The organism is Aquimarina algiphila (assembly GCF_007489275.1).
Classification (GTDB): Bacteria; Bacteroidota; Bacteroidia; order Flavobacteriales; family Flavobacteriaceae; genus Aquimarina; species Aquimarina algiphila.
Window position 1 is genome coordinate 72,292 of sequence record NZ_VLNR01000019.1, and the last position, 14,902, is coordinate 87,193.

The following is a 14,902-nucleotide window of genomic DNA, read 5'->3' on the forward strand; positions in this document are numbered from 1 at the left end:
AACGCAACACTAATGGGTTTCTCAAGTATATTTAAGGCAATTATAGACTACTTCACAACAGCCGAGCAAGAAGATCAGTTATCAGGTTCATTATCACTGTTTACCAAATACCTTAACGGTTCGGATAATACAACTATTAGGATGTGGGTTTCAGATGCTCCTGGTTATGGGCATCAAACCAATACTGTAAACCTATTATATCAATTAACAAATAGTAGTGAAAAAAACGGTTATGGATATCAGGGATCAATTGAAGTTTATTATCTGGAAGACAAAGATAAAACTGTACTTACAAAACTATATCAATTACTACCAGAACTGGATAATAAACCAGAAGGAGAGGTTAATAATGCAACCGTAAAACTTATTGAATGGAAACCTGAAGAAACACCACCTAATCCTGTGGTGAATTTAGGTTTCACTGGAGCAGAAGATCAAATAGATGATAACGGTACCATCAAATCACCAGAATTAGCAAAACGCTTAAATACCAACTATTTTTTAAGACTTGAACCTTATTTATGGACCACTCCCGAAGAAATTCAATTTCTGAATAGTACTAAAAAAACAGTCAACTTAACCCATCAGAAATTATTGAATTATGGGGCATTTAAGCAACGAGCATATTGGGAAGAAATACCCGTACCAGAACCAGACTGGAACTATTATAAGGAAAATGGTTATGCTAATCAAGTGGCTGTCTTGCAAAGTTTACTTTCAAAAACGGACAATTATGATTTAGGTGCTGTCTATAGCATACGAACTAAAGGAAATTATGAACTGGCACCACCTCCAGAAGAGCGCATGTTTGAAGTAATTACAGGGTATATGGCCTCACAAATGAAAGGTACTTCTATTCGTTCAGGGGCAAAACCAATTGTAGTATTATCGATGGATAATTTCTCTAACCGAACAGGTGGAGGAGAAACTCCAATATCACAATTGATTGAAGGTGATTTTAGTTTTCAGGAAAGCACTTGGAATTCACAGTTAAATCCAGATTTAGATAGGCTCAAAAAGTTCAATATCAAACCCGAAACCTTATCTGATAAAGAACGTAATCAAATCATACAATTATTAAAACCACATACTTATCGCTCAAATTATCTAAGTTCTGTTAAGGCCAGTGAACGTATAGAATATGTATGGGAAGCCAATGACATAAATGTTAAGGCTAAGTATTCATGGCTAAATGGTGCCAAAAACAGAATATTATTTGTGCAACTAGGAAGAGTCCCAGCTCCAATATTTAATTATTTACTTTATAAATCTGCTATGCCTCCTGTTTTTGAAGGGCAAAATACCGGGAATCTGGCCTTACAATTTGGACAACCTTATTTTCATGTTGCACGTCCTAACTCTGGGAATGTACAATACCCAACAACACTTTTGGGCTATTCTGATTTTGATGTATACGAAGATTATAGCAATATTTATATGCCAGTGGTGTATGTCCCTACTATTGTATATAAAATGCAACAAATTGCCAATAAAATTAATTTTCCAATTTATACATGGCCAAGCAAAATCAATGAAAACCCTTCTGAAATTATTGGAGCGTTTATTCGAGAATATAAAGAATCGGCAGAAGGCGAATATCAAACCTATTATAATACTATTAAAAGTTTTTACCAGAACCCTGCTAATGATAAGTTTAGAATTGCAAGTAGTTATTTGGGGTATATTTTGCAAGCAGAAGGCATTATTGAAGCTAACAGCTCTCTTAAGGCTTCAGCAATAGCAAAGTCAGCATATGCAACTGGTGTAAGCCAATTAGAACAGGGTTCTTACGATAATAATGATAGTATTGGTAATAAAAATGGGGATGACTCGACACCTTTGGATACGTTATTAACTAAATTATATGAAAATCTGGATGCTGATACGATTCTTAATTTGTTTCCGGGAGTATATAGTGCCGGACCAATCTTTGATTTTATCTCTGGGTTATTAGGTGTAAAAGTGACCTTAACGAATACAACAATAACTCCAGCCAAAGGGACTGTAAATCCAACAGAAATCATTGTTAATGGTAAAAGTAGTGTATTAGAGGATACTCCATTAGAATTTACCATAACATTCACTGCTCCTGAAGGTAATGTGGTGTCTGATTGGAAAATGAAATATACCGGTGATTGGCTAACAGAACAATTGCCATGGTTACAATTTGAAAACCCTTACATTTCCTTACAGGTAGCAGATTCTTTACTTCCTGCTCAAGGTAGTGTTGGCGGAATGCTACAAGGCCTTGATCTGGATTTGGATATTACACTACCTATTAATGATGGATTATGGCAATTAACAGGTCACTTCGACGAACCAGCAAGTATTTCAAAATTCTATCAATTGGCAGGTGGCGTAAATCTTGTTCAGTCATTACCTAGTCCATTCAACGCTTTTACAGCTATTGGTGTTACCGACTTACAATTGGCTTATAACACCAAAGAAAACAAAATACAGTATGTCAGTTTTGTAATGGCTACTGCAGAAAAAGTAACATTAATGACTGGCTTGGATATGGATAGTGTTACACTAAACGTATTAATTCAAGAACCAGGTATATTGGCTAAACGAAGTACATCATGGAGTACTAAAGGGAAGTTTACTATTGGTACGGGTGACAATGCTGGAGTAATTATTACGAGTATGAATTATCCAGACACTATTTTCCGAGGACAACTTGCCAGTGGAGTAATCAAAGTAACCGATCTATTTAACTTGTTCTTACCCGGCACAGTATTCAATCCGCAGGGATATAGTCCAGAAATTACAGAATTTAATGCTTCTTTTGAAGGAACCACTGGTAATTATAGTGTAACTTCTAATTTAAACTTTGACTGGACGTTCCAGATTATATCTGGTGCACCATCTATTACCATTAACGAGGTAGGAGTACAAGTACAAAGCGAAAACACTCAATTACAAGGAGGATTATCTGGTGGATTTACTTTTGGAGAAGGAGCTACTGCTTTTTCCATCTCATTATCAGCGAATTACAGTAGCGATGGTGGGTGGATATTTAAAGGAGAGCAGAATACCGAAACACCATTACAGCTTACTGCTTTAGCCAACCAGTTATTACCATCAAACTGGCAGATTCCAAGTGAATACAATTATTCATTAGTAGGGTTAAACTTCTCTTTCTCAGAAACCAAAAAATATTATGAAATAGGTGGTGCAACAGATGGGTATTGGAAAATCCCATTTATAAACCTTAACATAAAAGCCGATTTAAAATTTGGTTATGGAATTTATGGTGATAACAATGCGGATTCGAAAACCGAACAATTGATCAGCTCCCAAAAAGCAATTACTACCATTGATGCTACAGATGATAAAGTAGGCTATTATTGTACTCTTAATGCCGACATCGAATGGATCGGTATAAAAATGAAGCTATTCTATGATTATAATCCAGATGTACTCACATTTGGTTTTACATGGGGTTATCTTACAGGTACTATTGTCGAAAAAGAAGTTGAAAAAGGTAAGCCCAAACATTGGATAGGTACTTTAAAGTTTACCGAATCAGTAAGTCTGGGATCTATTATTGAAGATGCTATCAGTTGGGCAACAGGATATAAATTTGGACTAGGTGCTCCTTGGAGTTTGTTAAACAGTTTACCACTCAACAAACTAGAATTGATATATGATTTTACAGCCGAAACAGTTTCTTTTGCTATAGATATTGGGGAAATTAATCTCGGATTCTGTAAGATCAAAAAAATTGGATTGAATTATCAGGCAGGAAAAAAAGATGCCGCAGAGAATGGTGTTTTTATCACTATAGACGGTAATTTCTTCTGGATTACTAATGAGAATAAAGCAGAAGGATTATCACCAAATCAAATCAAATGGGATGCTGCCAAACCTGAAGATACGCCATCGCCATCAGGGCAAGGGAACAACTACCTCGACCTTAGATTGCTAGCCATGGGGCAACATGTCACAATACCAGGTATTAATGACGTGAGTAGTGTTCAGGATGCGATCAAATTAATGGCTGACCTACCAGATACAAAATCTGGAGAAATTCCAAACATTGTTTTTGATCCCAATAGTTCTTGGCTGATAGGCATGGATTTTGGAATATTAAAATTACAATCTGATGATAAGAAAAGTTCAGGAAAAGAAGTAGTCAAGGTAGATGATTCGGGTAAAGATTATTTTATAGACATGCAAATCGTGTTTAATGATCCTAATTTGTATGCTTTACGTATAGCATTAAACGGAGGACCTGCGAGAATTTTCAAAGGATTGGATTTTCAGATTTTATATAGGAAAATAAGTGATTCGGTCGGAGTATATCAAGCACAGATTACGCTTCCTGATGCTATGAGAAAAATACAGTTAGGACAAGTAAATATTACTTTGCCCGTGTTTGGTATGGAAATCTATACCAATGGTGATTTTCTAGCTGATTTAGGATTTCCGTACGATGCCGATTTTACAAGATCATTCACCTTACAAACCATTATTTATGTTCCGTTTCCAATTCCGGTAATGGGATCTGCTGGATTGTATTTTGGTAAAAAATCAAGTGCAACTTCAACAGAAGTGCCCCAAATAGACAATGGGACATTCAATCCTGTAATATTATTGGGTGTTGGAATTCAGTTTGGATTGGGGTACGATTTTAATGCAGGAATTTTATCTGCTGGATTCAGTTTGACCATAGTTACAATCATAGAAGGAGTCTTGGCCAAATTCAATCCTTATCAAGAGGAAAATACCGAGAACGGAAATCAAGCTGATATTGCACCTGCTTATTATTATAGCATTAAAGGAGTAGTAGGTATTCAAGGGAAACTATATGGTTATGTTGACTTCAAGATTATCAAAGCCGAAGTAAATGTCTTATTGAGTATTTTGGCCGATATTACCATTACTGCATACGAACCCATATTACTAGGAATTACTGCCAGAGTAAGTGTAGCTGTTTCTGTGAAGATTAATTTAGGATTGTTCAAAATCAAGATCAGTTTCAGTTTCGATCTCACTTTAAGAGAATCATTCGAAATCAAAGTCGGAGGTGGATCATCACCATGGCATGTGGTTACCGAAGGCACCAAAGAAAGTATGACCATGCTCAAAATGAATGCATCGCCGAGACGTATGGCTAGATTCAATGCAGACGCCTTCCTGATCTCTATTACAGACAACTTCAACGATCATCCAGACTGGAGCAATTTGACCGCTCCGGCTACGAAACAACCATTAACAGGTTATATTGGGTTTGGACTTAGTATCGCTGGTGATTTAGCCAAGAAACCATCAGATCAATTAGCTGTATATTCAGCTATGCTATTCCTAGAATCTACAGCATCTGCAGTAGATGATCCAAACTCGGCTAAACAAAAAGCAATGGGTACTACTCCTGATACCTCGTTTGAATATATTGGGAAATTGGTATTTAGATGGGTAATTGCAGCTTTCTATAATGGAAGTATTAGTGCCGAAGATGTGGATAAATTAGCTATTAGCGAAACACGTTTACAAGAAATTTATGATTATCTAAATAATGCTAATAATACCGCACCTATACCATTAGATGCAATCAATAGTCTATTGAATACACAAGTAAGTATGACTGTATCTCATCCTTCTGATCAAGAAACAGAATCTGACGCAGCGTACTTTCCTATGATTCCACAACTATCTATTACATTACCTGCCTTTGAAGGCCATAAATCGTTAGAATATGCTTTTGCCGATTATAATAGTTTAAGTGATACGTATATAGATGAATTACGTATTTATTTTGATGATTTGGCAGTTCAGTTGAAGCAAAGTAACGACTTCTCTCTCGAGAATGCTCTCGCTGTAACTAACGATACCGAATCGATGGCTACTTTTATATATTCGGATTATTTCCTTTTACTAGCTAAACAAATGGTAGAAAATGCGCAAAATGCATTACGTGCATTCCAATACCAAATCCTGGAAGGGCAAACCATTGCCGAGATAATAAGTTGGATCAATACTCATGGGCAGTTCAGTTCTGGTTATAGGTACACAATAGATTATTTATTTGAAAGCAATAAATCACATACCTTAAATCCCGGAAAATTAATTGAAGTAAACAAAGCGACCTATGGTACCATTGCCGGTGATACTTTTGATGATATTAGTAAAAAATCGATGTATAACGATCAAGTTACGGCATCAGCTTTGGCAACCACAAATGCCAATGATACCACAATTCTTCAGGAAGGTATTATCGTTGATTATGCAGGCAAAGATTCTATTGTCGTGCAGTCCGGTAATTCATTGAATAGTTTAGCAAAAGACTTTGATGTTACTTTAGATGAATTACTAACGAACACAGATATATTAACAAAAGAAGGGTTGTTAATGCCATCTTCGGTATTAACAGTATCAGATTTTAAAGGGATGACTCAAGACGGAGATACCTTGATTACTTTCTCTGCAAGATACGGAGTAAGTATTATTTCTTTGGCAATTACAAGTAATGATACTATCATTGATTTATTTAATAGTAGTGATAATAATGGACAATTAGTCTTAAATGACCTGCCGCAGTTTGAAGTTGGTAAATTGATTGCAGAGATTCAAGCTGATAGTGGATTACAACAATTATCTGGTATGGCATCACGTTATTATCTTTCAGGTTTACGATTACCAACTTCGGGTATTACACCAAAATATCAGGGGATGTGGTTAGATGACACATTGGTTTATGAACAAGATACTGCAGGTTTATTTGCCTTGACAGGGCAGCAATTCCCTCTACCTACGTTAGCTGATAAAGAATCTTATGATATTACCTTTACAATCCCATCTGATATTACATGGATAAGTTTTGAGAAAACGGGAGATACCTTAATCATAGAGATTACTGATGATTCTTCATCTTACGAACAAATCAATACGGTTAGAAGTTATGCAACTAAGAATTATCTGGATTTGGAAATTCAACATCTGGGATTAGGTGATATGTTTAGTAATAGCTGTGGACATTATACCTTTAGTACGGTAAGTCCATGGAAAGCTGGTTCGGCCATTGCGTTACCCTATAACGGATCGACAAATGAATCACAAATTTTAAATATTTGGTCATTACCAGCAAACTTGATGGAGATCGCAAATCCATCAGGAAGAGCTGTGCAACCTCGATTTGAAGTAGTAACAGGTGCTGTAGATCCTACAACGAATGCGATGAAATCGACGCCAGTTACTAATTATGGTTGGGGAACACAAGTAACTTTTACAATCAAAAAAGTACCTCCGGTAGACAACAGTCCAGCTTCATTAACTACCTATGAGATTAGTGGTGCAGATGGTAATAATGCTTTATTGTTAGAACAAATGGTTACTTATTTAGAGAACAATGATAACCTGATCAATCAATTAGCTTTTGGATATATTCCAAACCAGTCTAATGGCGATAATCCGGGTGTTCAAACAGATCCAATAAATGATCTGACAATAGGTGTTGCACAGGCCAATTTATCTACCTTTACAAGACCAGATACAGCAACAATACAAGCTTTTTTGAAAACATTACAAATTGATAGTGAGGCTAGTAATCTTTTAAACAAACCAACAGACTTGATTACTTTGTTATGGCAAGCCAGTATTACTAGGGATGGAGGATATTATTTATACTATTACAATAGTGAAAATGGTACCGGTTTACCAGATCATATTTTTAATGATAAAGGAGAGGCCAGTCTATCATTGATAGTATTGTATACTGCTCCTGTACTAAGTGACGAGCAGAATATATTACAACCATATATGAATACCTTTGTTACAGGAGAAGCTATTAATGTTAATAATAGTTCTGTATACGCCAAGGCTAACCCGGTAAGTAAAACAGTAGTTTTTAATACGGGAGATACGCTAAGTGATTTGGCGTACCAATACTATACTAATATTGCAGACGTCGTAGAAGACAATTTGACCGCTATACTAACGGCAGGATTATCAATAGACGTGCCTGAAGGAACTTATCAGGTTGGACAAGATGGTAGTGGACAAGGGGAATCTCTAGAGGCTATTGCAATTAAGTTTGGAACTACAACAGATGCTATCAAAAAAGCAAATCCTTTAGTGACTAACTGGCCGGATGTACTACCCTTATATTTTGGACTTAGGTTACCTTTATTAACAATAACTTCGGGCGAAGACAATAGTAAAACATTACTAGATATTGCTACGTATTATGGTATGGATTTAGCTGCTCTGGCACATTATAACAGTACATTGGTTAACTTATTTTCTAATGGTACTCAATTAACAATGATTGGTGGTCCTATTACACGTGTTGCCGCTGTACCTGCAGGAGTAGTATCTCTAGAAGGTAAACGTATAGAACCGGCTGAAGTACCAGATAAGTATAGTGACCCTGATTATGCAAAAATCTTCTTGCAAAATGATTTTTCTATATTGAGTTTTCAATTGATCAACAATGATTGGTTCAAAGCCAGTAAACCAAGTTTACCAACTGGACCAACAGCTCCTAAATCAAATAATGGTGACAGTTGTGGTAAACAACCCGATACTAGTGGAAAATGGATGTTCCAGCAATCCGTGCCATACAGCAAATTTGCCAATACACTGCAAAATAAAGGAAGGAATGGATTACCAGATACTTCTAATAGCCCATATAAAGGCATTGGATATCTTGTACAACCAGACTTCATGTGGATGGATATTTATGGAAATACTGCATTAACTACTATTTCAGAACCACCCCGTACGTCGGATGATATTAGTAACAAAACTCCAATATTAACAGGGTATACTGATGCTATTTTAGGAATTAACCAATGGCCTTCGGTATCTTCGCAATGGATCGTAGCCAAAGATACTACTGCAGAAATTCAGATTCCGTTGACTTTTGATATCTCTGCGTATAATGGATTACTTTCTGCAAAGGCAACAGATAATACCACGATACTATTGACCTTCACAGAAACTTTAGATGCTACTACAGCAACTTCTTTAGGTAATTATGAAATCAGTCCAAATCTGGTCATCAACAATGCAAAATTAGGTGCTGATACAAAAACGGTAGTACTCACTGTAGATGAGATGTCTGAAGGTGTAAAATATACCTTGGGTATAGGAAACATTCAAAACGAATCAAAGAAAACCACGTTTAATGGTCAAGCTACATACAGCTACCCTGATATGAGCGAAGAATCTAGCTCTACAGTATTGTCACGAGCAACAAACGACTTTATAGTTTATGAAAAATTAGCATATCAACTTACAGATCCCAACGGGATAATTATAAATATGCGAACCAGTTTGTTTGATTCGATTTTTGAAGTTGGGGATGCTATGTATTCTGATTTGGTATATGACTGGATTGCATCTATTTATAATTTCTTACAAGATCGAAAACAAGGAGGAACAAGCGTTGCTCCTCCATCTCCGGTCTTTACATTCAAATTTGCTATTGACCCCGCTCAGGTAATTAGTGATCAAATTATAGAATTGACACTTGATATGAGCATTTCTAGAGTTGGAGGTGCAGTTATGGGTGAATTTGAAACTACCGGAGGTATCAAAAAAGTAATAACTGAAATTGCACCATCATCTAATGATAGTAACAATAACTCTAGAGCATTGAATGCATTTGCAGAGGCTTTTGAAGAGATAATGACTATAGACAACCAATATTATCTAAAAATAGCAACAGGAGCCAATAGAGAGAACAACAACCAACAAAAATCAGATCGAACCATATGGGCGGTACGATTAGGAATAGATCATAAACAACCTATTTCATATCAGGTAAATACTCCTGGAGTACCTCAGTTATTTGCGCCAAGACCTGTTTCTAATAAGCTTGAAAGTAGAAATGGAGTTTCAATCTATAACTATACTACCGGAAAAGGAATCAGTACTGAACCAGATTCTCAAAAGGATTTCACAGAGATTGATATGGATCAGTGGGTAAGTCAGTTATTTACTGCGATTGATGATATTCTCACACCCGAATTTACCGGTCCAATACAGTTAATTGATAAAAAATTAGGCGCTACTAACCTAAAAAATATACAAGATACAAAGGAATCGTTGGCAGAAATTACAAAAATGCTAATGGTCCATGTTTTCAAAGATGAAACAGGAAGCGCTTCTGCTATACAAGAAGCTTTCTTACAATCATTACTATCACAATTATCAAATTTATACAATACCAGTTCTGGTATCCAGTTTGATGTTAATGTTAAGGCAGATAAACCTGTGGACACTGCACCTAACTTATTTGGTAATGTCATTCAAAATACTGTGTTTGAAGGTGCAGTTTCTTCTGAAGATAAATTGACTATAGTAAGCTTGTATTTTAGTGCTCCATTGGATAAAACTAGTGCAACCAATATCGTCAACTATACAATTACAGATCCATTAACAGTAAAATCAGCAATTCTTGATGATGATGCCAAGAGTGTGGTACTAACCATTTCTGGTAATGTTGTACTAAATAATACCAGCGTAACTATTGGCGATGGTTTACTTGATGTTAATTTAAGACCCATCGAAGGAACTAAAACCTTAACTATAACAACTAATTTCGTAAGTTACTCCAAACCAGACCAGTTAACCATAACTTCAGCAAAAATTGAGCTGAATAATGATGATCAATCATTAGCTTTTCTATTGAATACTCCGGAAATTGTACGTAGTGAAGGTGGAGAGGTATTATCCAAAATAAACCTGAACCTGAATTATAAGGGAACGAATATAGAACATCAGATTGCAACTCCTATTAATGGATTTACACCTTCTACCTGGTTAAATTTTGTCATACCAGACAAAAATATGCCATTAGAAAATGAATTAGGAGGGTTTGAAGTGCCAATGATTTTAAGAGCTTTCCCTCAAAATCCTTCTTTAGTAAACCAATTAGGTGAGGCCAACAACCCAGAATCAACCGATATTAGTAAATTGTTAGAATGGAATTATGAATTCGAATATTCCCAACCATTCCACTATCCCCAGGATACGCTTTATTGTACCGTAGCATTCAATATAAAAACAAATGATCTCAGGGCAATGGCACTAGAAATGGATATATTTGATGCTCTTGCAGAGTTTATTATGGTATACCCTTCTGTAGATAAAGATCTAAAATCTTTGGTTACCAAGATTGATGCCCAGGTATATAATGAGAGCAACTCAAGTTCTGAGGAACTCTTTACAAATGCCGGTATCGCCATTAGTTCATTCACAGAACTCATCGATAATGTCACTCAATCTGCTAATAAAGCTGGTGGATTGTTAATTAACAACACCAATCGTATCTACAAAGCAGGAAATGAGGATTTATCTTATGACTTCCAGATCCGAGAAGCCGGCCAAAGCCTAAAAGTTGGAGAAAACATAGAGCAGGTACAGGTCATTACAGTATATGGTAAACCACCTAGTGGTGTCGGTATTCCTGAGATACATATTGATAATTACACTATGCATCTATGGACACAAGGTACTTGTGATGGTATTGTTTGTTATTATTATACTGATTCTGATGGGAAACCGCTATTAAGTGATGAGGCACAAAGTATACAGAAACGAACTGTTATATTACCAAAACTAAATATCTTACAACGTCAGGATGCGATGACATCTATGTATTTAACACGTAATGAGGGGTTAATTCCTGGTAAAACCATTAATTCACAGTTTGTATATACTACAGGAGAATTATCATTCTCTAATCCATTGTTACCCACAATAACGAATATGCAAACTATTAAGATTGCTAATTTACCTAATAACCAAGGTTCTCCTACGGTAAGATCATTATACGAGCAATTACAGGTATTAATGCAAGCACTATTAAAAGAAAACACAGAACCATCTTTACGGTTTCAGATGACTTGTAGTTATGATTATCAAATTAATAGTGGATTAAACCCGATTAATTTACCAATATTAATGCAATCCCTTATTTTGGTAGAATTGACAAGTGAATTAGATCCAATGTTACAAAGTTGGGCAGATGCCATTAATGATTGGTTTAAATCCAATAACCCTAGCAGAGTAAGTGGTATTCTAAACTTTGATTTAGTTATTTTTTCTAATTTGACTCAACAACCATATCCATTATTACATTTGACGAATTTGGTTTTAAATTTAAACTATATCAAACCAGCATTAGGATAACCTGAACATAAAAACACCCTATGCTAATAAGCGCATAGGGTATTTGCTTCAATACAGTATATCGATCATCTTGAAGTAATTATAATTACTCTTATTCTTTGAGCACTTTATGAAATAAATCCGCTAATCGTATTTCAATAAATTTTATGATCTTTTCTTCGGAAACTTCATTCTGATACATTGTAAACACTTTTGAAGCATTACGCTTTTTGAGCAGTTTAATATCACCTTCTGGGTTCTCGATATCCTCAAGCTTCAAATTCCATTTTAACAACGATTGTAAAAGTTCTGTATGCGATTCATATCGTTTTTCGAGTATTTTCTGTTTTTCAAGATCTTCTGGATCTTTCTCTTCTGCACTATTAATTCTGGCACTCAATACTGTAAACTCATCTCGTATTTGGCGATCTATTTCTCTTGCTTCATTAACCAGTTTAACGTAAGATTCATAGATTTTTTTATTATAAAATTCTGCAAAATCAAGATATTCGTCCATCGCTTTAAGATAACTAATAGCTATTTCTTTATATACTCTTTTATCTTTTTCTTCAGTTTCTTTAAGTTGCTCTCCTAATTCACTTAGCCTTCCTTTTTTATCTTTAATAATATGTGCAAATCCCTCTTTTTCTGGTAAATTTAACAGTTGAGGGGTAATATCTTTTGGTAAACCTTCGTAGCGATATTTTCTATATTGAATTTTAATCGAATCATTATCTTCCTTCGGTTTTTTCTCCTTCTTTTCTCTCTTCTTGAAGTTAATTTTTGGTTTCTTAAGTCCGAAAGCATAGTTGTATCCAAAAGTAGCAGTAAACTCACTTAAACCACCACTATTCCCGCCATTTCTAAACAGTTGAACAGCGTTAAGATTAAAATTGTGCCTTTCTTTCAAAGTATAAGTTACCGATCCCCTAAAATTGGTGACATTAGTATTTGCTGTTGCACTATTTGAACTATTGTATCCTGCAGAAAGTCTGGTGTTTAAAGTTTTTTCAAAATACCTTTTCCCAACACTTATGGTAGGCCCCCACGTAGTAGATTCTTCTCTACCAATGGTATTATATGTACCATTTACAGAAGTACTAATATTAAGGTTTCTTTCTGAAAAATCTATGGTATGCCCTATATTCATATTATGAAAAGTAGAAGCATCTCCAAGTCTTACAATCCCTCCTTGTTCATTAGATACATCATTTAACGTATAATTAGTAATAAGGTTTTGTCGTGAGGTTTTCTTATTTGAAAGGACATAACTAACGGTAAGGGTAGCAGTTTGAGACAACTGTTTATAATCCAACTCTTCAATCTGTTCGTCTAGAAGATCTCCATCATTAATCTCATCAAATTGATTGGGTTTAATATTAGTAAACGTACTAAAATTAGAATACGATCCAGAAATATTTAATCGTTCTGATACTGAGAGTGTAGCATTTAATGATCCTACAGTACGATTTGTATTATTAGCTTTTAAATTATCTAGATCATCTCTTTGGTAGCCTATATTAAGAGCCAAGGTTAATCTATCTCTAAAAAAAGTATTAGAAGCATCCAAAGTGATATTTTCGAAATCATTATTGAAAAAATATGCTCCAAGCGTCTCATAACCTGGATCGATTCGCTCATATCCCACACCTAGATTTACCCGGCCAAAAGCATATCCTAAGCGAGTTTTTACCGCATTATAATATTCTGTAGAGGCACGGTTATTAAAAATTGCTGCTATTGGTGAAATCCCTGAATTATCTGCTTCTTCTGCTCTGGTATCTTTGGTTATCGCTGTAGATGCATATTCTGCCTGTAGGCTAAAACTTTTTCCTAGTTTAACCTCTCCTTCCAGACTTATCACCAGGTTTTCTTGTGGTAAAACTCCTTTAACTTCTGGTATTGAATCAATAGAATTTTGATCATCTTTTGCATAAAACCCTATTACTCCAATTTTATATCGTTCCTTTTCAAAGCTTGTTTTCAATCCATAACCCATTCGATTAAAAGCCGGGATGGTTCTGGGGTCATCATCATCATTTGTTGCTTTGAGCAAACGACCAGCCATGGCACTAACCTTTAACGGGCCAGGTGGTGTAAGGTCCACTCCACCTCCTGTAAACTGATGACCGCTTAATGTATAAGGAGAAAAAGTCATATTTACATTACCTATATGTCCTGTTACCCATTTATACTTTGGATGTATACTTATACGATTAAAATCAAAAGGTATTTGATATCCTAAATCTTCTCCTTGATTAGAGAAACTATAGGAAATAGGAATAGAGAAGCTATAGATATTGATATTAAGTGCTCCTTGTAAAAAATAGGTAAAAGGTTCTCTGTTATTATTTTGATTAGAATTATAATACACTCCTGTAGCAGATACTTGTCCACTAACTTTAAGCGGTTTACTTTGAGTTATAGATTCATAGTCTAATGTTTGACCGATAGTCAAAAAAGGTAATCCGAAGAATACTAGTAGTAGTTTTTTCAAATACTTAACATTAGCAGGTGTACTCAAAATAATTTAGGCTTAATCCCTTCAATCTCTTCATTACAAAGAAATTGCAGGCGCGAATTTACTAAAAAAAACATATAATAATAACAAAATCTTATGCTTTTATAATTGATTTTTTCAACTTAAATGCCTATTGGCTATTTCGGAGTGACTGTGCCACCTATTTCGGTCAAATGGTGCCACTAAGAGAGATCTTGCAATAATAGTTAAATTTTGTTATTAGTCCTTTTTAATTTTTCCTTTTCTTAATGATTCCCCCAC

General features: G+C 35.2%; 2 protein-coding genes. One reads left to right on the plus strand and one right to left on the minus strand.

The features are described 5' to 3' along the window. The first annotated feature begins 12 nt into the window (after positions 1-12). Entirely contained in the window at positions 13-12,141 is a 12,129-nt protein-coding gene (locus FOF46_RS11135; RefSeq protein WP_143916508.1) for a LysM peptidoglycan-binding domain-containing protein, read from the plus strand. A 91-nt stretch (positions 12,142-12,232) separates the two neighbouring features. On the opposite strand, the gene FOF46_RS11140 is transcribed toward FOF46_RS11135, so the two are convergent. Then, entirely contained in the window at positions 12,233-14,617 is a 2,385-nt protein-coding gene (locus tag FOF46_RS11140) for a porin family protein (protein WP_167571795.1), read from the minus strand. Positions 14,618-14,902: the final 285 nt, after the last annotated feature.

What these genes read in the sequence shown, in the direction of transcription:
- FOF46_RS11135 (WP_143916508.1), top strand. Translation starts at nt 13, where the DNA reads ATGGGTTTCTCAAGTATATTTAAGGCAATTATAGACTACTTCACAACA.